The sequence below is a fragment of the Paenibacillus sp. ALE2 genome, from assembly GCF_054113385.1.
In genome coordinates, this window is record NZ_CM134213.1 from 5,615,570 (window position 1) to 5,636,441 (window position 20,872).

Sequence of the window (20,872 nt, forward strand, 5' to 3'; positions counted from 1 at the left end):
TGAATCCTCCTGTTCACTTCCATAGTAGGTGCTATAACATATGCTGCAAAAATGGATGTCCAAGACTATACTGCTGCGCTACTGCAAGGTGGTACTGTATAAGGGTAAACTACAAGCCCCTTTTTAAATCTGAGGTCCGATATCATAAGGTGTTTCTTGGTATACATAATAGTTAAGCCAATTTGAAAATAATAAATTGGCATGAGCCCGCCAGATCGAGGGCGGTATGCGTCCAGGATCATCATTAGGATAATAATTTTTGGGGACGTCAATATCCAGTCCTTTGGCTATATCGCGATCGTATTCCCATTTCAGCGAAAGTGGGTCATATTCAGAATGCCCTGTTACAAAAATTTGTTTACCATCAAGCGTGGCTACCAGGTACACTCCAGCTTCCTCGGATTCGGATAAAACTTCTAATTCGGCAATATGGTCAATATCTTCCCGCCGAACCTCGGTATGCCGAGAGTGGGGAGCATAAAACAGTTCATCAAAGCCGCGTAGCAGTTTCACTTTAGGTTTAATAACGGTGTGTGGGAATACCCCAAAGCATTTGGTGTCGAGCCCGTATTTCGGAACATTGAAATGATGGTATAAGCCTGCCTGTGAGGCCCAACAGATATGCATGGTCGAAGTAACATTTGTTTTCGTCCACTCAAAGATTTGCCGGATCTCCGCCCAGTAGGTCACATCCTCAAACTCAAGTTGTTCTACGGGGGCTCCTGTAATAATCATGCCGTCAAAACGACTGTTCTTGATCTCATCAAACGTTTTATAAAACATGTTCAAATATTCTTGCGATGTATTTTTAGATACATGTGACTTCATATGCACCAACGTGACATCCACTTGTAACGGCGTATTGCCGACCAGACGCAACAGTTGGGTTTCCGTTGTTTCCTTCGTAGGCATCAAATTCAAAATGGCGATGCGCAACGGACGAATATCCTGATGATAAGCCAGGCTTTCGTCCATTACGAAAATATTTTCGCCCTCCAGTACTTCCTTAGCAGGCAGTGTATCTGGAATTTTAATCGGCATGTAAACTCACTCCTTGATCGGTAAGTTGTGCGAAAATCGTCTGGTAGAGATGCCGGGCATATAATAAAAAGACCTTTCTCGGTTAGAGAAAGGTCATATTTGTATCCATATGCGCCTCTCTCATCTGTCAGGGCTACGCTTCTTTGTACAAAGCGCGAGTCCTGCAAGAATTAGCACCGTGCGATAAAAATCGCCGGTTGCCGGGTATCATCGGGCTAGTCCCTCCACCTGCTCTTGATAAGATTTCGCTATATTCATTTTGGGTTCACAAAGTTCTTGTTGTTCACTTTAATGCATCGGCTGGGCTTCGTCAAGATGGACTTGTAAATTTGTGCCCTGCATTCACATTTTGTCTACCTTTTCCATAGGTTAAATCATATCCCCCTTTCGCAGAAGCTCATATGACTGCTGTTGATTTAGCCCATGATTTTGCCCTTGAAAGGCCGTAGGCCGAGCGTTATACTATACAAGTGCTAATAGGCAAAAATACGGTGCAACAGTGTAGATTAGAGTGTTTTCTTCGATACTGTGGCAACCTAAAAAAGAACATTTGTGAGGTGAATCCGGAATGGAAGGCGACCCGAGTCCGAATAGGCGGCGATCCCTGAACAACAGCATAGGAATGACTTCAGCTTGCCGAAAGACGGGACGCCAGGCTCCGCATGCTCCAAAAGCCTTCTGCTTTTGATGGTATGCACGCTTACCCGCACCGGCTAACTGGCTAACTGAGTCCATTCCTTATGCTTAAGGTAAACGTATTTCCGTTACGACGGAGCATAAGGAGTGACATATATGAAAATCCGTTTGGTTAACAACGGGGTTTTTACCCCTGTCGAAGAAATTGAAATGGCGCTCACTGCACCGGCAGAAGGCTTTTATTGGATTGATGCTGATGTCGAGGATCTGACAGTGCTTCAGCCCTTATTTTCTATGCATGATCTTGCAGTAGAAGACTGTTTGAGTGAAGAAGAACAGCGTCCAAAGATTGAAATTTATGAAAGCCATTATTTTATCGTTGTAAATAGTATTCGTTTTGATGATGAAGAAATATTTTTGCGTGCTTTGAACATTTTTCTCGGCCGCCATTTTATCATTACGGTGACCAAGCAGAAAATCAATGAGCTTCGTACTCTCAAGCCTATGCTGTGGGAGCAGGAAGTTAGCCAGCCTGACCGTTTTATGTATCTGTTGGTCGATTTGATCGTTGATAACTATTTTCTGGTTGGTGACCGGATTGAAGTTCGTATTGAAAAGCTGGAAGAAGACATTCTGATGCATACGAAAAAGTCGCACTTGAACGAAATCATCGGCTTGCGCAGTGAGATTCTATGGCTAAAAAAAGTGCTCGGCCCACAAAAGGAAGTCATCAATACCCTGAACAAACGGGATTTGCGGCTTATCGACGATCAACTACAAAAATATTTTAGCGACATTTATGAAAATGCTGTGAAAATTTCGGAGACTTTCGAAACTTATCGCGACTTGATGGGGAACCTTAGAGAAGCTTATCAGTCAAGTATCGCCAACCGTGCTAATGAAATCATGCGTGTGTTTACCGCCATTACAACTGTATTTATGCCGTTGACGGTCATTACCGGAATATATGGGATGAACTTTGATAATATGCCTGAGCTTCATACACGTTATGGTTATTTTGTCGTCATTGGGATTATGGTGGCACTAGGTGTCAGTATGTTCTGTATTTTCCGCAAGAAAGATTGGGTTTGAATTATTTTGGTTTTCAAGCTTGGTCATCAAAAGCAGCAGCCGAGTCCTATGAGGAACTCGCTGCTGCTTTTTTTATGTTGCATCTTATTTGTACTTTAGGACACTTTCAATCGTCTCTATATTATCCAACATGTCGGTCAGGTACCTCCTGATGGCGGAACCGTATACGAATCAGTCGCAGTCGCTCATAAATTTGATCCAGCCCTGCTTCCGTCGCTTTTTCTTCTCCATACACTTTTAGCATAATGGGCTTGAGCAGCGTATCTCCCAACTCTGCATAAGCAGACCAGATGGCTGCCTGCTCCTCCTCTGATACATGTGCCAATTCCTTGCGGATCAGCTTCTCCATATCCATTCCATCCCTATCCAAATGCTCCACAGCTTCAATCATTTCTCGACGGTGCAAACCTGTCTTCATTCCGATATGCTCCAGTGAAAGACCGTCCGAAATGCCCTCGATAATCGCTCTAGTCAGGCTAAACTTATTCAGTTCCTGTCTGTACTGGTTTTCTTTTTGCTTGTACAGCCATGACAAAAAAACTTCTTCTTCAAGTGTCTCTGTTACCCAGTTCAGCGGAAAGGGCGTGGTCCGATCATTTTGTTTCGTTATAGCCAATAGCTCCGTCCCATATTGCGACACCTTACCCAGGCCCATACCAGGTAGTTCTAACAATTCTTCTTCGGTATGAGGAAGATAGACGCTGATGAGTCGAAGTAGTCGATTCGTAGCGATAAAATAAGGTGCTTTTCGCTCAGTTGCTGCCTTTTGCCGTCTCCACATTGTTAATTGTTCATACACCTCATCACGCGGAAACAAATCACTATAGCAATACAGCTTTTGTAGCGTTTGTCCACGTCCTGATGATCCTTCTTGCTCATGAAAAACGCCATGAATTAGAGGCCTGTAGCCCTCAGCCATCTTGAGCGCCAGCTCATGACGGTATACATGCAGTAATTCCTGCCACAAACTGCCTTCATACCAAAGGTCATCTATACTTTCATCTGGGACATGGTGTGTGCTCCAGCCTGCACTCCATCCCCCTTCATGTTGTCCGATCCATACCTGCGCAAAGTCCTCACAGCCCTGTTCATTCTGTTTGGACAAGCGATTTAAAAATACAATCTCCATGGTTCTTCCTCCCTCATAAGGTTAAAATGACTGACTCGCACAATACACAAACGCAAAAAAAGCACCTATCCTGCGTATTCGCAAGAAAGGTGCTTCCCTTTTTGATCCGTACTATGCTGTTGCCTATATGATAACCGGACCTTGGAGTACCGTCAACCATAAATTCTAAAAATTCAGCTTTTCCTTGGCCAAAGCCAGAGCACCGCACAATCCAGCATTGTCACCCAAGCCCGGAGATACGATAAATTGCTCAATTTCTGTAGTCAGACTCGGATGCTGTACGTACCCATTTAAGAGTTGTTGAAGCTTGGTACGAATGAGCGGGAACAATTGATCCTGCTTCATTACTCCGCCGCCCATAATAATTTTTTGCGGTGACAGGATTAATACATAGCTCATTAAAGCCTGTGCCAGATAACGGGCCTCCATTTCCCAAGCCGGGTGATCCACAGAAAGCTCATGCCCTTTAACCTTCCATCTTTTTTCGAGTGCTGGCCCCGCTGCCAGTCCTTCCAGACAATCTCCATGATATGGACATGTGCCCTCATAGTGATCTTCTGGATGACGACGTACCAAAATATGTCCCATTTCCGGGTGGGATAATCCATGTACCAGCTTTCCGCCAACCAAAGCACCCGCTCCGATGCCTGTACCTATTGTAATATACAGACAGTTGTCCAATCCTTTAGCCGCACCCCAAATGGACTCACCCAGTGCTGCTCCATTCACATCCGTGTCAAACCCCATAGGTACATCGAAATGCTCCTTCAGTTTGCCAATCAGATTATAATTTCCCCAATGCGGCTTTGGCGTTGTTGTAATATAACCATATGTATCACTGCCTTCGATAGGATCAATCGGTCCGAATGAGCCTACACCCAGCGCTTCAATCCCCTTGCCTTCAAAAAATGCAATGACATTCTCCATGGTTTCTGCTGGAGTCGTTGTTGGAAAGCTTGCTCTTTCCAATACCTCTCCTCGTTCATTTCCAATTCCACATACAAATTTGGTACCGCCTGCCTCAATTGCTCCCAATACTGTCATAGCTGCTGTAATCCCCTCTCCATGATCTCTCTCCATTATATTCACCTGAAACGAGCCTAAGGTCAATCCCCTTATCACAATTGTATAAAATCCTTCACATGGTTATATACCTAAGCTGAGTTAGTTGTATACAAATAAGGACACTAACGCACCAAGCGCCAGCATCCCTATATAACTTAGTCCACCTGAAATGCACAGCACAAGCCTAACAGCTTCATTATGATCCGGTTGCGACACCCATCAACGTACACAAGCTCTTCATTTCAAGCTGCTCAAACTTATCGACAATTTGCACGTGATCCAGCGTCAACAGACAGCTGTCTAAAGCACACGCAACAGGCACATCACAGTGAATTTTAGCAAGTTTGCGTGAAAGATGCAGCATATCCAAATCACTCTCGATCTTTTTACGAACCGATGGAGTCAATTGATCCAGATTTTCCAGAATGCCTTCAATGGAGTCGTACTCCTGCACCAGCTTGAGGGCAGTTTTCTCACCGATTCCGCGTACTCCCGGGTAATTGTCACTTGCATCACCCATCAAGCCTTTGAGGTCGACCACTTGGCGTGGCTTAAGCCCTTTTTCTGACAGCAGGGTCTCCGGGGTATATACCATATAATTTCCATGCCCTTTTTTCATAATAATGACCCGTGTCCGCTCATCTACCAATTGAAGTAAATCATGATCTCCCGAGAGAATCATGACATCCATATCCTCATTTTGCGAATAATGACGTGCGAGCGTACCGATACAATCATCCGCTTCAAAGCCTTCCGCCCCAATGTTGGGAATGCCGAGGCTGTCCGTCACTTCACGGATCAAAGTAAATTGAGGAATCAAATCATCTGGCGCGTCGGCACGGTTGCCCTTATACGCAGCAAAATGTTCCCCACGGAATGTCGTTCCACCCATATCCCAGCAGCAAATGACATGTGTAGGATTAAAGGTTTGAACTGCATCCCAAAAATATCGAATAAAACCATATATGGCGTTCGTTGGTACTCCAGCTTTTGTACGACGGATATAACCGTTTGCAGCGGTTGCATAATAAGCACGAAAAAGCAGGGCCATGCCGTCAACCAGCATTACGGATTGTTCATTGCGTTGTGTCACAGATTGTATTGCTCCCATTCATCATAATATTTAACCCTCACAGTATAACATAATGTGGGGGTAAATTGGGCTTTACTGAGCTCCCCATGTCCCCTCAAATGTTTCCTCTTTGAATCCTACGGTTACTTTATTCCCGTCAGTTACAATCGGGCGTTTAATTAATCTTCCATTCGAGGACAAAAGCGAAATTTGCTCTTCACGGCTCATGTCTCCAAGCTTATCTTTCAGCTTTAATTCTTTGTATACTTCACCGCTCGTATTGAAAAACTTTTTCAGTTCCAGCCCGCTTTTTTTAATCAAGTCTTCCAATTCCTCCGGGCCGGGCGGTTGTTCAAAAATAGGAATCAGTTCCGTCTCATGCCCCTTGTTTTGCAGCCATTTCACTGCATTACGACAGGTGCTGCATTTAGAATACTGGTATACTTTCAGTTGGCTCATCGCTAGATTAACCTCCATTTGGTTTCAATCTTTGTTGAATATTTATTCTGGATATTGAGCCCTTAACAGCTCTTGCATTCCGATCATATCATCCGGTAGAGGAGCACAAAACGTCATTCGCTCCCCGGTCACAGGATGCACCAAGGATAATTCTGAAGCATGCAGGGCTTGTCGAGGCATCTTGGCATCAAGCTGATCATATCGCTCACGTTGCACAGCATCATTGGGTGTAATCCGGTACATTTTGTCTCCGATCAACGGGCATCCGATATATGTCATGTGAACCCGAATTTGGTGCGTACGTCCGGATTCCAATTTTAGACTGATGCGGCTTCCTTCGCTCCATACTTCCTCCAGCTTATATAGCGTAAGGGCAGGATAACCATCTGGAGTCACCATACGCAAATGCGGATTATCCGGGTTACGGTCAATCGGTCCGTCCACCCTGCCTTCCTGCTGCTCAGGGCGCCCATGCACCAAAGCTGTATAGCGCTTGTCCACCGTTCCCGCAATCATCTGTTCGGAAATATGCTGGTGTACATACGGATTTTTAGCTACAACCAGCACGCCGGTCGTCTCCTGATCAAGACGATGAACAGGCCGAAACCGAAACAGCTCTTCCTTGGTCTGCCAATAATGCACAACCCCGTTCGCCAGCGTTCCTGTGTAATGACCGTGAGTCGGATGGACAATCATCCCCGCCGCCTTGTTCACTACTAACAGATGTTCATCCTCAAACAAAATCTCAAAAGGAATGGGTTCCGGTAAAATATCATCGGAACGCTCGCGCTCCATGCGGATCTCTACTCGATCCCCGGACTTCACCTTTACACTGATATACACACGTATCCCGTTCAGCATGATCCCCTGTTCGGTCAGCTTGAGTTTGGATATGAGCTTGCGAGAAATGTTCATACGTTTTTGTAGAATGGTCTTCAGCAGCATGCCCTCCTCCTCAGGAGGGATCATATATACGATAGGTTCATAGTACGAGCTCATCACAAATTCCCGATTGCCTCCTTATTTGCGGAACACTTTTTTGCTGCGAACATATTCGACATCAGGTACACCCTGACGTACATTCGCAGTGCGAGCCACAACAAAGAAATAATCGGATAGGCGGTTCAAATACCGACGTACCGCAGGATTGATATCTGTGTGCTTACCTAGTGTAACAGCACGGCGTTCCGCACGTCGGCAAACCGTGCGGCAAACATGAAGCGTCGAAGATAATGTACTGCCTCCCGGGATAATAAAGCGTTCCACCTTCGGATTTTCCTCCTGGCATGCATCAATCCAGCCTTCCAGCCGCTCTGCCAGCTCGTCTTTGACCTTATATTTACTTTCACTGATTTTAACAAACGCCAAATCCGAGCCACAATCGAACAGCTCCTGCTGTATTTCTTCCAATTGAGTCCGAATGTCCGCAAACTTTTCCCCTTCGGCAAAGCTGATCGCTTGTCCTACAAAGCTGTTCAGCTCGTCAATGGTACCGTACGCCTCCACACGGTCGTCATCTTTAGACACTCGACCGCCGATCACAGAAGTTTGTCCTTCATCACCTGTTCTGGTATAAATACCCATACTATTTCATCCCCTTTATCATTCTGTGAGTGCTTTCAGCACCTTGATGGCTTCTTCCTTATTGCTTGTGCGTGGTGGTACGGTAGCAAATAATGTGTTTGAGTTATATTTTAGGTCCTTAAACATCTTCATCTGCTCCACTGGAATTCCGAACAAATGAGTTTCCTTGATGACATCCGTTCCTTCTTCCCCTTGCTCCTTTTTCTTAAATACGCCGCCTTGGAATACACCCCGGGCATATGTCTTCTTGTCAAAGGCATCATCTAAGGGTAGATTCGAACCATTTTGTCCATACAACTTCATGTCCTCTTCCGGCAAAAGAAACAAATCATGTTCTCCGGCCGCATATTCTACGACCAGCTTCTGCTGGTTATACAGTGGGCTGACTGAAATCTCGATTGTCGGAGCCTGTTCGCCCAGCTTATCCTTAAGCTTTTGTGCCAGCTCGTCACGAATGACTGAAGCATCCCCTTTATCCATAATAAATATGGAGAAGCTGTCCTTGTCTCGCCCCCCACATCCAGCCAATAGTACAAGTGCTATGATTCCGATGATCCATGGCGATAGCCTTTTTAGCCCTGCTTTCATGTGTACGCCCCCTCTTCCATGCCACTAATATATCATAAGTTGTGAACGCAAAAAAAGAAGGCCCTGCGGCCTTCTTCGTAGCTATGGTGACTTCACACAGTTACACTCTGCATTCCGTACCGTACAGCTTCATGTATTCATTGATTTTCAAATCTAGTTTGCAGCTAATCTCGATGACAAGATCAGAGGTCAAGGACTGCTCTTCCTGAAACGTCCGCATCATCTCATTGCGCAGGAACAAAATTTCATCTTCCAGGGAAATGTCGTATCCTATTGAACTCGGCGAATTATATCCAACATATGACATGAGCACTCCTCCTGTAATTGAAAAATTGAACTTCCTGCTTCCGATTTCAAATTATAGCATAGAAATTTAGAAATAAAAGACTATTTTCTATGAATTACCCATAAAAAAATAATTTTAACCTTCTTTTTTCACTTTTTCTACAAAATGACCAATTCGATCCAGAGCTTCCGTCAGCTGAGTGACAGAAGTCGCATATGAACACCGAAGATAGCCTTCGCCTCCCAAACCAAACACATTGCCCGGTACAGCCGCAACTTTGGCCTCTGCCAATAGGCGCTGTGCAAATTCATCCGAGCTGAGGCCTGTGCTTTGAATACTCGGGAAAACGTAAAAAGCCCCTCTTGGCTCGTGGCATTCCAGACCAATGTCACGGAATCCCTCAACCATCAGACGACGACGCTGATTATAGGCTTCTACCATTCGATCTTTTTCACCCATACCATTTCGTAAGCCTTCCAAGGCTGCAACTTGGCCCATAGAGGGCGCACACATGACGGTGTACTGATGGATTTTGAGCATAGCAGCAATCAAATCAGGATGCCCGCAAGTATATCCAATACGCCAGCCAGTCATGGCGAAGGCTTTGGAAAAACCACTGACGAGAATCGTACGATCCATCATACCCGGTACCGAAGCAAAGCTGACGTGCTTATCGCCATAATTCAATTCGGCATATATCTCATCAGAGATGACGATCAAATCATGTTTTTCCACGATTTCCGCAATCGGAAGCCAATCTTCATAAGTCATCGTAGCACCGGTCGGGTTGCTCGGATAGCATAAAATTAGCACCTTGGATTTAGGTGTAATTTTGGCCTCCAGCGCCTCAGCCGTCAGCTTAAACTCGTCCTTGGCAAACGTTTCAATGCCGACCGGAATCCCGCCTCCAATCGAAGTGATTGGAGAATAGGAGATGTAACACGGCTCAGGCACAAGAATTTCATCACCAGGTACAATTAAGGCACGCAACGCAAGATCAATCGCCTCGCTACCTCCAACTGTTACGATAATCTCATTTTTAGGATCATAGCGGACGTCAAATTGCTCATTCAGATACTCACTAATCGCTTCACGCAGTTCTGGCGTTCCCGCATTAGATGTATAGCTGGTGAAGCCTCGCTCCAATGAATAGACACAGGCTTCCCGCATGTGCCAAGGGGTTGTAAAATCGGGTTCGCCTACCCCCAGGGTAATAATGTCCTTGTTACCACCCACCAGGTCAAAAAACTTACGGATACCCGATGATGGGATCTCGCGTACCAATGGGGATAAATAAGAACTCATGGCTTTGTTGCTGTCGGTAAATGCTTCTGTTTTGAGATTCATCATGATCTTCCTTTACGGCGAAATCATCAGACGATTATCTTCCTGATGGTCCTCAAAGATAATTCCGTCCTGCTTGTATTTTTTAAGCGTAAAATTAGTCTTGGTAGATAAAACCGAGTCAATAGGCGACAGTTTCTCCGACACAAAATTAGCGACCTCACGGAGATTTCGGCCCTCCACCTCTACCAGCAAGTCATATGCCCCGGACATGAGATAAACAGATTTAACTTGCGGATACAAATAAATCCGCTCTGCAATCCCTTCAAATCCTCTTCCACGCTCAGGTGTAATCTGTACTTCAATCAAAGCGGTAACCTTTTCGTCATCGACTTTGTCCCAATTGACTACAGCCGCATACTTGACAATCACGTGTTGATCTTCGAGCTCTTTAATTGAGGTGCGTACATCCTGCTCGTCAACCCCCAGCAAAGTAGCCAACAAAGTCGGTGTTCTTCTTGCATCTTCTTTTAACAATTCCAGTACTTTTAATTTCAATTCATTCAGCTCTGTCATTCTACATAAGGCCTCCATCGAAAGAGATTACTATACATCATACAATACGCACTTTAAACCTGCAAAGAAAAACCGTCCGCCCCGGTAAACCCGGCAGACGGACGGCTGTTATGGGAAATTGCTTCAAAAACGGAAAATCCCGTTTACATATAATAAGGGTTACTTTGGTGAGTAGACTGGCCTTGATGCATAGGTTGACCATATACTCCTGCGGATGACGACTTCTGCTGAATGAACTGCTGGCATTCCTGTTGGGTCTTGCGAGCTTCTTGAATCTGTTTGTCCAAATCGATGCGCAAGGCTTTAGACGAAGTGGAGTACATATTGTTCTGACTCATCAGACGATACAAATCACCTTGCAAACGCAACGTGTCGTTCGTAAGGTCGGTGAACATTTGACGCACAGACGGACAATTGGATTCAGTCGTCGCTGTTGTATACTCGCGCACTGTACGTTTCATATCAGCAAGAATGGTATAGAGCAAATCTTCTTCGGGCATAAATGACATATTGTTTTGTGAATACATCCTGTCAAACCTCCTTTGTTTGGTAATCCAAATTACTGCTGCGGTTGCATTGGAGCAAGCTGCTGATGCTGTTGAAGAGCATTAAAAAGCACATTCAAGTGGTGCTCATGAGTTTTCGCCAGTTGCAAACAGGCTTGTTGAATGGCAGGCTGCTGAATAGACGCCGCTGTTGCCGCACATTGTTTTAACAGTAGTTCTTCATTGGAAATGGAGTCCACGATGTACTCCAGCTCTTTGCCTGTCAAGGGTTGCATGTTCGTAGATTGCATAGTCTCTATGCCTCCTTAAATGTTTTGTTGCACGCTGGTTATCTTGTCCGTTTGACGAAATACTATGTACACATAAGAGATACTACATATTACCTGTAAGGAGTGCTATTTATATGGAATTGATAAGCGGGAATACATATTGGCCGAGTACCTTAGAGCAAACGCTGGATTTTCCTCCTTTAGCAGAGGATTTAAATTGTGATGTCCTGATCATCGGGGGCGGGATGGGTGGATCCATCTGTTCCCGGTTATTGGGAGAACGACAAGTCGACACTGTACTTATTGACAAACGCAAGCTGGTACATGGAAGTTCTTCCGCCAATACTGGGCTGCTGCAATATAGCAATGACAAGACCTTAACCTCTTTTATTAACACATTTGGTGAGACGAACGGCGTACTATTTTACCGTATGTGCAGGGACGCTCTGGATCAGCTAGATCAACTGGCTGCAACACTGGACAGAGACCCTTCCTTTATTCGCCGCAGTAGCCTTTACTACGCAAGTACTACAGAGGATGTGCAGGTGCTGCAGGAAGAATACAAACAGTTAACCCGTTTTGGATTTCCGGTGGAATACTGGGATGAGCACCAGGTTGCTGCCCGATTTCCTTTTCGAAAACCTGCAGCCTTGTATACGCATGAAGATGCCGAGGTTAATCCATTTTTGTTTGCTCACGGACTACTGCAATCTGCCAGCCGCCTCGGTGTTCGTTTATATGAGCATACAGAAGCTAAGCATTTTGAATTCAACGATAATGAGGTCGTTTGTCATACTAACGGTGGGATTATCCGAGCAAAAAAAGTCATTTTTGCAACAGGTTATGAAACACAAGAGATTAAAACAGATCGCGGAGCCGTTCTAGAAAGCTCTTATGCTATCGCCACCAATCCAATCGGAGATGCTCCCTTATGGCATGAGCAGTGTCTGATCTGGGAAACGGCTCGTCCTTATCTGTATATACGCTCAACACAGGAAGGACGTATTATTATCGGTGGTTTGGATGAGCCTGTACTGGACGCCAAGCAACGTGAAATCAGACTGTTACACCAACAGCACAAGCTGTTGCAAGCACTACAGGAGCATTTTCCCGGTGTCCCATTTCAAATCGATTATGCTTGGGCGGCTGTATTCGGCTCTTCTCACGACGGCTTGCCGTATATTGGTCCACATCCGCGTTTTCCCAACTGCTACTTTTTGGAGGGTTACGGGGGAAATGGGACGGTTACGAGTATGGTGGCCGCACAGCTATTGGCTGATGAACTGACGGGCACACACCGACCTGAAATGGAGCTTTTTTCTCTGACCCGTCCCACCAAACCCTCGCCTGAGACAACAGAACCGATGATTTAAATGTGATACAAAAAGACCTCCTTTTCCTATACCAACGGATTTGGAGGCTCTTTTGTATTGAATTTTTCAATTATTCGGTTTGCTTGTGCAAGCGTCGTGCATGGGAATGAGACTTGCTTTGCTTCGTTTTTTGTTCCATTTTCAGCACACTTCGCATGAAAATCCATCCAATTACTGGCATCAATGCCAGCCCAATCAACAACCAGATCATCGCCGTAGGAGCCTTGCTAATACTTAGGACACCCAAGAAAACGAGTGTTCCTGTCAACCGACCTATCATTAAACATAGTTCGCGCAGTACAACCAGTTCCACTCTCTGATTAGCATCTCCTTCACTCGTACCCATTAGATCAAAGCTCGCAGAGATCATAGGAATTAAATACAAGGGCATGAACAAAGCGGTGCCAATCCCCATAATCAGCAGCGTGCTATACTCCATACGCCACAATAATGGTAAAAGCGCGATCACTAACAGCACAGCACCCAACAACATACCAGCCGAGCGATAGCGTGGCTTGAGCCATTTTCCGACAGCCCAAAAGCTAAAAAATGAAACCCCCGATGTAATAAGTGAAAACTGTGCTAGCTTCCATTCCTGTTGAGTAACGACATACACAAGCAGCGTGATCAGGAAAGCAAACACTCCCTCACGGATGCCCTGTGTAACAAGTGATAACGACAACGGACGCCACATACTTCCTTTTTGCGACAATCGCTGCTTAGGCTCTTTCCAATTGTAATTTCCTGTCGGTTTACGCTTGCGAAGAAAGAAACTTAGCACCACTCCTACGACATAAAAGGCCAAAGAAATACTGAATATCACGCGATAACCCGCGTCATCCTCCATGCGCGCAATAATCCAACCAGAGAGCCAAGGACCCACTATACCGGAAAACGAGCCCAGCAGACCCACCCATCCGTTAAAATGATCACGGCTTGCCTGATCCGTGACTTCGAAAAAAATGACATTAAACGCTAGCCAAAATAAACCTAAGGCTGCACCCAACAACATTCCGAGTGGCCATATGTAGTTTACAGACTGAGGTCCTGTATACAACACGATCAGATAGAATAGGCCGGACAACGCGGTACCCACGCGCAGGGCATTCATTTTGTTATGTTCCTTGACCCACTTTCCAGCTACCCAGACCATAATTCCCAGCGCAATTTGTTGACTGACATTAAACCAGCCGATCATCGCGTAATCCTGCCTGCTTTTCCACAAATACACATTAAGAAATGTGCCGGACAATGCGGCTGCAAACACAAACAATCCATTCAAGCTTAATAGCAGAATGGATTGTCCGTTCAGGTTTGATTTCAATGCAGTTCCCCCCTAACGGAAAAATCACCAATCAGCTTATTACGAGTCAGCTTGTTCAAAGATTTCTTTGATTTAACATGCCCGTATTGAGCTTGGACCTATCCGGGGAATTGCCATTTAATTATTGGAAATACCGCTGAGCTTCTCCAGCATTCGCAGTCGGTCATTCTCTGACAAAGTCTGCTGAACATGGAAGCAGCTAGGACACACATAAACATTCAAGACGAACGGCAAGTCCAGAACAGGTTTGCCGAGCACCGGAGACATCGATGGTTCGAAACCCTCTCTGGTTACGGTTTGCGAACCCGCATGCAGCATATACTCTCCACATTGGGAACATTCAAGAACCTCATCTTGTCTGTCGAGTAATTGTTCAGCACCTTGCTCATAAGCCATTAGATCCGCACCGCTTTCTTCGAATTTTTGTAAAGTATGCAGCACAGGCAGCTTATGAAGCTCATTATCCTGCAATAACGGTGCATCAGCTGGCTTTTCAAATACGATTTCATCCTCTGCCTCGTATAAAATATCCTGCTCCTCATCATCACCGAGCTGAATACTTAATGTACGATAACCCTTGAGGTCTTCTTTTCCATGAGCGCCGAGCGCCGGACTTACAGAAACCGCATGATCGTGTGTCGCATCTTCATGCCCATCCGTATGTCTGTGAACAGATGGAGAAACAGACTCAGACTCCTCTTCGTCATCGGCTATGTCTGAGTATCCTTTCAGATCATTATGGCAATAAGGACACTCTTCTTCAGGTCCTAATTCTTCATCCCAAATAATTTCCATGTTACACCATGGACAAATAGTCATTTCCAAGCTTATCATCCTTCCGTTCCGAAGCGTATACCAAGCTTTAGTATACAGGATGTGTCAAGTTACACTCGCACCAATTACATACGATAACGATATTGAAATAATCATAGAGAACAAGCCGACCGCACGGTTATCTTCTTTAATCTCTTGATCGATAGAAAATACCGGTGTCAGAAATTCAAAAAGAAAGTACGCCGCAAGTAGCAGTAAAAAACCAACGAATGACCAGATCATCGTATCATATACGCTGGATTTAGCCTCCATCGCAAAGCGGAGCACGTTGCAAATACCAAACATTTTCCCACCCGTTGCCATGGCTACCGAAACATTGCCTCGCTTGATCTCTTCCCAGCATTTATAACGGGTTACCAGCTCAAAGCAGGACAAAAATACAATCAACTCCAGCACCGCCACGGAGAAATAACCCAGCATCATCCCCAACGGATGTGATAGCAATTCATCAATCGCCATCTTCACCTCGTCCCTCCCGTTCTACCAAGCGTTCTCGGTCAGCAACCCATATCTATTCCAATTCAGCAACCGTTACACCCGTGCCGCCTTCATTGTAGTTACCGATACGGTAGCTTTTCACATGCTTATGCTTGCGAAGGTACTCCTGAATACCAGTTCTCAGGACCCCCGTACCTTTGCCGTGAATAATGTATACCTGACCCAGATTGGCTAAAAACGCTTCATCCATGAAGCGGTCCACTTCCATCAGCGCTTCCTCCACGTTTGCCCCCCGAAGGTCAAGTTCACTTCGCACGTTATCATCCCGTGTCCTCTTAACGCCAGTCACTGGCTTTTGGACCTTTGGAGTAGTCGTCGGGGCTGGTTGCAGCAGCTCCAGATCATCCAGACTGACCTTCATTTTCATGATACCCAGTTGAACGATAGCTTCCTTGCTGCCAGTTAGTTCAACCACATGGCCTTTTTTATTCAGACTGTGAACTGATACTTCATCGCCAGCCATGATGGAACGAGTACGCGGAGTCGCCGGACGTTTGACTGTACTTTTCTTACGTTGTTTCGGTTCTGCTTCATCCAGTTCTCTACGAGCTGCAATCAGCTTGTGCTCCTTAACCGAGGCTCCCTCTTCCTGAGCCAATTTACGCAAATCCGTAATGATTTTCTCTGCTTCACTACGAGCCTTATCCACGAGAACTCTTGCTTCGTCTTCGGCCTTTTCTAGCATACGGTCCCGTTGTGACTCCAGCTTATCCAGCTCGGTCTGATGACGTGTACGCAATACTTCCATTTCCTTACGCAGTTGCTCTGCTTTTTCCCGTTCTTGCTCAGCGGTCAAACGGTTCTGCTCCAGTGACGCAATCATGTGCTCGACGCGCTGGTCTTCTTCGGTTACCTCACCACGGGCATAGTCTAATATACGTCCTGGTAATCCCAATCGCTCGGCAATAGCAAAAGCGTTACTTCGCCCAGGAACACCAACCAGAAGGCGGTAAGTCGGGCTTAATGTAGCGACATCAAACTCCATACTTGCATTAATAATTCCTTTGCGCTCATAGGCATACGCCTTCAATTCACTATAGTGAGTCGTCGCCACCATGCGGCAACCCAGAGCATGTATATGCTCCAGAATAGATACAGCCAGGGCTGAACCTTCTGCCGGGTCCGTTCCTGCTCCCACTTCGTCAAGCAATACAAGACTTTTAGGTGTCATATTTTTCAAGATGCTAATAATATTGGTCATGTGACTGGAAAATGTACTCAAGTTTTGCTCAATGCTCTGCTCGTCACCAATATCGGCATAGATTGCATCAAACACGCAGAGCTGGCTTTCATCCTCAACAGGCACAAACAGTCCAGACATCGCCATCAAGCTTAGCAGACCTATAGTTTTCAGGGTAACGGTTTTCCCCCCTGTGTTCGGTCCGGTAACGATAATGGAGGTGTACGAATTACCCAGTTCCACATCTATGGGAACGACCTGTTCCAACGGAATTAGAGGGTGTCTACCCTTTTTCAGCTTCAAGTACCCGCGATCATTCATTAAGGGAAGCGTTGCCTTCATTTCACGAGCGAGACGAGCTTTCGCAAAAATAAAATCAAGATTGCCTAAAATATCCACATCATACAGCAACATATCCGCTTGTTCTGCGACAAGTGCGGTCAGCTTTTGTAAAATGACTTCAATTTCACGCTCTTCTCTCAGCCTGGTTTCCCTCAGCTTGTTGTTCATGGCCACGATGGATTCTGGCTCGATAAACAAGGTTGCGCCAGACCCGGATTGATCATGCACAATTCCGCCAAAATAAGAACGGTATTCGGCCTTGACCGGGATGACAAACCGATCTCCACGAATCGTAATCAACTGATCCTGAAGCATTTTGGACACAGTTGAGGAACGAATCATGGAATCCAGCTTTTCACGAATACGCACTTCACCGGAGCGCAGTTCCCGGCGAATTTGTGAAAGCTCTGTACTGGCAGAATCCAGTACCTCTGCATTTTCGTCAATACAGCCTTTAATGGAGTTTTCCAAACTTCTTTGTTCCGAAAGTTGCTCACTCCAATACAGCAATGTTTCAACCGGATTTTCCTCATGCAAACTTGTTACATACACCTGTATACGGCGTGCAGCTTGAACCGTTGTCCGAATACCATGTAACTCCTGCGGACTTAACGTTCCTCCAATACGGGCACGCTTCACCGTAGGAGTGATATCCACCACTCCGTTAAATGAAGGCACTCCTTTCAGCCGATCAGCAGCATAGGCCTCATCCGTACCTTTCAGCAATTTCTTGATATGCTCCAAATCATCGCTGGGCTGTAATCGAAGGGCTGTCTGTTGTCCCGTTGCCGTTTGGGCATAGTGACTTAGTTTATTTAGAATTTTTTGATATTCAAGGGTTTTAAAAATTTTAGAGTCCAACTTCACTGCTCCTTTCACTTATATCTATATTATACCGAAAGCAGCAAACTTACGCTATTTGCCAACTCTGCTTTACACATAAGAAAGCTCTTCATGCCACACACTAACCTTTGTCTAACCCTGTTAATTCAAAAAAACAAAGGAGGTTATTCCGTGAGCATTCTTGGGCACATTGTACGTTTCATCGTTGCCGCTCTGGTTCTGATGGTCGTAAGCTGGATCGTTCCCGGATTTAGTGTAGGCGGCTTTTGGAGTGCGCTGATCCTTGCCATTGTCATTGCCTTGATTGGCTATATCGTCGAGGCGATATTTGGTCGACGCGTTTCTCCATTTGGACGCGGTATCGTTGGTTTTCTAGTGAGCGCTCTGGTTATCTGGGTCGCTCAATATGTCGTGGCCCATGTTAGTGTTTCGATTATGGGCGCATTGCTCGCTGCATTGGTTATCGGGATTATCGATCTGTTCATTCCGGTATCGACACCATTTGAAGCCGGGCGCAAGGAAGGGAAATAATTTCGGCAAACACTTCCAGCATAGCTGTCCCGAAGCAGATTCATCTGCCAAAGGACAGCTTTTTGTCATTTATACTTCTTAGCGATACCATAAACAAACAATCCCCGGCCATGAGCAGCCGGGGATTGCCTTACATTTATAATCCGTATCTACTGATCCTGTTCGATAAGCTCAATCCATTCATTATACTCGGTTTGAAGCTTGGTGTATTCTTCCTTTAGTTGACGTAATTCTGTTGAAATCTTCTCTGCATTTTCTCGGTCTACGTCCTGTTGTACTTGTAGTAAACGAAGCTGATGAGCCGCCATTTCATATTTTTGACCTACTTCATCTAACTCAGACTGCAAGGCCATGCGTTCCTGCTCTATGGACTGCTGTTCTGCCTTTGCGGTGTTGGCAGCTTCAACCGCGGAACGAATCTCCTCCTGAAGCTGTTCTTTTTGTTCAATCGTTACCGCTATTTCCCGTTCCCAAGAAGCAAATTCTTCCTTGCGGGCAGCATCTTCAGCTTCCAAACGTTCCGCTTCAGCCTTCAACTGATCGTATTTAAGCTGCCATTCCACAGAGGCCTTCTCAGCACGTTCCAATTCACTTTGCCGGTCATGATTTTCCTGCTGGAGTTGCTTAATATGTTGCTCCAGCTGTCCAGCTCGGCTCTTCATGCTTCCATATTGCTCCTGAAGCGATTGATACGCCTTCGCATTCTCTTGCTCTCGGACTTGGGCTTTCTCAAGCTCGTCCTGAACACGAATCAGCTCAGGTGATAGCTCCTTGATTTTCGCTTCAAGTTGAACCAGCCGTTGCTGTTGTGAAGCATATTTATCATTAGCAGCCTCAACCTCAGCCACAGTCTGCTGTAGTTGTTCCTCTGTCGCTTCCTTCTGTTCACGCGCTTCCAGCAGGGAAAGCTCCAACTCATCGGCTGCCAACTGACGTTCTTCTGCAAGCTTCTTCCATGACTTCTCACTTTCAGCCAGCGTAGCCAGCTCGCTTTGCAGCTTGCGAGAAGATACATGAGCTTGCTCCAGCAGCTTCTGCATCCGGCGCTGCTCTTCCTCCAGCTTAGCCGCCTGCTGCTGCGTAGCCTTGGCTTCATTCACCAACTGATCATATCTGCTTTGCAGTTCTTCACGCGCAAGCGTATTTGCCTGTTCCCGCTCTGTTGCCGCCTGCTGCTGTGCTTGCAGATCAGCCTCCAGCTCGGACTGTTGTTGCTTCAATGCCACAGCTTGCTCTTGAGCCTCCTCCAGACGAGAAGAAAGCTCTGCATTTCCTGCTTGTACTTGTTCTAATTGCCCCTGAAGCTCCTCCATCCGAATCTCCTGCTCCAGTGCAGCTTCTTCAGCAAGTTTCTGCGCTTCCTCATGCTGGAGCTTTTCCTCATTTAGAGCCAATTCAGCCTGTTTACGTTCCTGCTCCAACTGCTCATTCAGCCCGGAGCACTTGATCTGCCATTCGCTTATCTTCTGGTTATGCTCTTGCTGCAAAGTAGATCGCAAATTGTCCAGCTCTATACGTTTTCGCTCCTGATGAGCCTTTTCCGCAGCGGAAAGCTTAGCTTCAGCCTGTTTAGCCGCTTCGGCTATTTCCTTCTTCAACTGCTCTTCTGTCTGCCGGACACGCGCATTTGCAGTCTCTTGCTGCTCTTTCAGCTTACGAGAAGCCTCTTGACGAGATTCTTCCAATTCACGCTTAGCTTGTTTTTGTGCATTTTCAAGTTCAGCCGCTTTTTTCTCCTGCTGTTCAAGCTTTGCCCTTAGTTCGGCAATTTCCTTGGCTGATGTAGATTCGGTCTCCACCAGTTTCTTCTGCGTCGCTTCTTTTTCTTCCCTCAATTGAACAAGGGCTTGGTGCATATCTGTATTTTTCTGCTGTTGTTCCCCTAGAGCCGTCTGGAGTTGGGCCAGATCTCCCCGGAGCTCCGCCCGTTCCGCTGCCAAGCGGTTCATATGGCTCTGAATCTCCTGAATTTGTACAGCTTCTTCAGCCATATGAACCGCAGCCAGCACGGCAATTCGGGGCATATCCAGACGTGAATGTGCTTGAGAAATGCTGTGCATACGTTCATCTACGTAATTAGCAACCTGCTTCATATAATCGCTATTACTGCCGACAAGTTTATAAGAAGTACCGTAGATCTCTACAGTGACGCGAGTACGATCTGGTGTAGTCACAATTATGCCCTCCTTCAATACTACTGTATGTTGATTCTAAGGTGTGTCCGGTACTAGGGTAACCCGCCTTCCGTGAAGCGTTCAACCTTATTAGTCCGGCTTCCCCGCAGCGGGTGAATATCAGAGTAGAGAGCTTCTATGATGATAGGCCAAAAAGCCGTATCGAACCTCTGTCACTAAGATTCG

Annotated in this window: 21 protein-coding genes and 1 riboswitch; of the genes, 3 read left to right on the forward strand and 18 right to left on the reverse strand. The window is 45.9% G+C overall.

Going from position 1 to position 20,872, the window contains the following annotated elements:
- Positions 1-123 precede the first annotated feature (123 nt).
- Positions 124-1,041, reverse strand: a complete 918-nt coding sequence (metA, locus tag ACXHJ1_RS24325; RefSeq protein ID WP_019686767.1) for a homoserine O-acetyltransferase MetA — start codon at positions 1,039-1,041, stop codon at positions 124-126.
- Positions 1,042-1,158: 117 nt separating this feature from the next.
- Positions 1,159-1,285, reverse strand: a riboswitch (SAM riboswitch).
- 548 nt (positions 1,286-1,833) lie between these two features.
- On the opposite strand from metA, the gene corA reads away from it, so the two are divergent.
- The gene (gene corA, locus ACXHJ1_RS24330; protein ID WP_013370115.1) at positions 1,834-2,769 is read left to right on the forward strand and encodes a magnesium/cobalt transporter CorA; all 936 of its coding nucleotides are present in this window, start codon (positions 1,834-1,836) and stop codon (positions 2,767-2,769) included.
- A 121-nt stretch (positions 2,770-2,890) separates the two neighbouring features.
- Here the strand turns inward: corA and ACXHJ1_RS24335 are convergent, their stop codons facing one another.
- From ACXHJ1_RS24335 to ACXHJ1_RS24390, 12 genes are all read right to left on the reverse strand, one after another.
- Positions 2,891-3,898 (reverse strand): HRDC domain-containing protein, encoded by a 1,008-nt coding sequence (locus ACXHJ1_RS24335; protein WP_107733925.1) that lies wholly within the window; start codon positions 3,896-3,898, stop codon positions 2,891-2,893.
- 165 nt (positions 3,899-4,063) lie between these two features.
- Positions 4,064-4,942 carry an ROK family protein gene (locus tag ACXHJ1_RS24340; RefSeq protein WP_457906199.1) on the reverse strand — a complete coding sequence of 293 codons (879 nt, stop codon included), beginning with the start codon at positions 4,940-4,942 and terminating at the stop codon, positions 4,064-4,066.
- A gap of 217 nt (positions 4,943-5,159) precedes the next feature.
- Entirely contained in the window at positions 5,160-6,056 is an 897-nt protein-coding gene (locus tag ACXHJ1_RS24345; RefSeq protein ID WP_017426645.1) for a 5'-3' exonuclease, read from the reverse strand.
- Between the two features lie 72 nt (positions 6,057-6,128).
- Positions 6,129-6,494, reverse strand: a complete 366-nt coding sequence (locus ACXHJ1_RS24350; protein WP_019686701.1) for an arsenate reductase family protein — start codon at positions 6,492-6,494, stop codon at positions 6,129-6,131.
- Positions 6,495-6,536: 42 nt separating this feature from the next.
- Entirely contained in the window at positions 6,537-7,493 is a 957-nt protein-coding gene (locus ACXHJ1_RS24355; RefSeq protein WP_107733927.1) for an RluA family pseudouridine synthase, read from the reverse strand.
- Between the two features lie 21 nt (positions 7,494-7,514).
- Entirely contained in the window at positions 7,515-8,078 is a 564-nt protein-coding gene (locus tag ACXHJ1_RS24360; protein ID WP_016820526.1) for a cob(I)yrinic acid a,c-diamide adenosyltransferase, read from the reverse strand.
- A gap of 18 nt (positions 8,079-8,096) precedes the next feature.
- On the reverse strand, positions 8,097-8,666 hold the full coding sequence (locus ACXHJ1_RS24365; RefSeq protein WP_107733928.1) for a hypothetical protein: 570 nt from the start codon (positions 8,664-8,666) through the stop codon (positions 8,097-8,099).
- A gap of 100 nt (positions 8,667-8,766) precedes the next feature.
- On the reverse strand, positions 8,767-8,973 hold the full coding sequence (locus ACXHJ1_RS24370; protein WP_016820528.1) for an aspartyl-phosphate phosphatase Spo0E family protein: 207 nt from the start codon (positions 8,971-8,973) through the stop codon (positions 8,767-8,769).
- 114 nt (positions 8,974-9,087) lie between these two features.
- Positions 9,088-10,299 (reverse strand): aminotransferase class I/II-fold pyridoxal phosphate-dependent enzyme, encoded by a 1,212-nt coding sequence (locus tag ACXHJ1_RS24375; RefSeq protein ID WP_016820529.1) that lies wholly within the window; start codon positions 10,297-10,299, stop codon positions 9,088-9,090.
- A 12-nt stretch (positions 10,300-10,311) separates the two neighbouring features.
- Positions 10,312-10,812 carry an Lrp/AsnC family transcriptional regulator gene (locus ACXHJ1_RS24380; protein WP_107733929.1) on the reverse strand — a complete coding sequence of 167 codons (501 nt, stop codon included), beginning with the start codon at positions 10,810-10,812 and terminating at the stop codon, positions 10,312-10,314.
- Between the two features lie 143 nt (positions 10,813-10,955).
- Complete coding sequence (locus ACXHJ1_RS24385; protein WP_025364446.1) at positions 10,956-11,339, reverse strand: spore coat protein; 384 nt, start codon at positions 11,337-11,339, stop codon at positions 10,956-10,958.
- A gap of 32 nt (positions 11,340-11,371) precedes the next feature.
- Entirely contained in the window at positions 11,372-11,608 is a 237-nt protein-coding gene (locus tag ACXHJ1_RS24390; RefSeq protein WP_025364445.1) for a hypothetical protein, read from the reverse strand.
- Between the two features lie 113 nt (positions 11,609-11,721).
- Between ACXHJ1_RS24390 and ACXHJ1_RS24395 the strand changes: the two genes are divergently transcribed.
- Positions 11,722-12,960 (forward strand): NAD(P)/FAD-dependent oxidoreductase, encoded by a 1,239-nt coding sequence (locus ACXHJ1_RS24395; protein ID WP_107733930.1) that lies wholly within the window; start codon positions 11,722-11,724, stop codon positions 12,958-12,960.
- A 70-nt stretch (positions 12,961-13,030) separates the two neighbouring features.
- Here ACXHJ1_RS24395 and ACXHJ1_RS24400 read toward each other — a convergent pair whose 3' ends face one another.
- The 4 genes from ACXHJ1_RS24400 to ACXHJ1_RS24415 all read right to left on the reverse strand — a co-directional run bounded on the left by ACXHJ1_RS24400 (position 13,031) and on the right by ACXHJ1_RS24415 (position 17,999).
- Positions 13,031-14,284 (reverse strand): MFS transporter, encoded by a 1,254-nt coding sequence (locus ACXHJ1_RS24400; RefSeq protein WP_025364443.1) that lies wholly within the window; start codon positions 14,282-14,284, stop codon positions 13,031-13,033.
- A 117-nt stretch (positions 14,285-14,401) separates the two neighbouring features.
- Positions 14,402-15,109 carry a hypothetical protein gene (locus ACXHJ1_RS24405; RefSeq protein WP_025364442.1) on the reverse strand — a complete coding sequence of 236 codons (708 nt, stop codon included), beginning with the start codon at positions 15,107-15,109 and terminating at the stop codon, positions 14,402-14,404.
- 54 nt (positions 15,110-15,163) lie between these two features.
- Complete coding sequence (locus ACXHJ1_RS24410; RefSeq protein ID WP_014599569.1) at positions 15,164-15,577, reverse strand: DUF350 domain-containing protein; 414 nt, start codon at positions 15,575-15,577, stop codon at positions 15,164-15,166.
- 52 nt (positions 15,578-15,629) lie between these two features.
- On the reverse strand, positions 15,630-17,999 hold the full coding sequence (locus ACXHJ1_RS24415) for an endonuclease MutS2 (RefSeq protein WP_044785881.1): 2,370 nt from the start codon (positions 17,997-17,999) through the stop codon (positions 15,630-15,632).
- A gap of 153 nt (positions 18,000-18,152) precedes the next feature.
- On the opposite strand from ACXHJ1_RS24415, the gene ACXHJ1_RS24420 reads away from it, so the two are divergent.
- Positions 18,153-18,512: a phage holin family protein gene (locus ACXHJ1_RS24420; RefSeq protein ID WP_016820537.1), complete on the forward strand. Its 360-nt coding sequence runs from the start codon at positions 18,153-18,155 to the stop codon at positions 18,510-18,512.
- A 149-nt stretch (positions 18,513-18,661) separates the two neighbouring features.
- Here the strand turns inward: ACXHJ1_RS24420 and ACXHJ1_RS24425 are convergent, their stop codons facing one another.
- On the reverse strand, positions 18,662-20,686 hold the full coding sequence (locus ACXHJ1_RS24425; protein WP_107733931.1) for a DNA repair protein: 2,025 nt from the start codon (positions 20,684-20,686) through the stop codon (positions 18,662-18,664).
- Positions 20,687-20,872 lie beyond the last annotated feature (186 nt).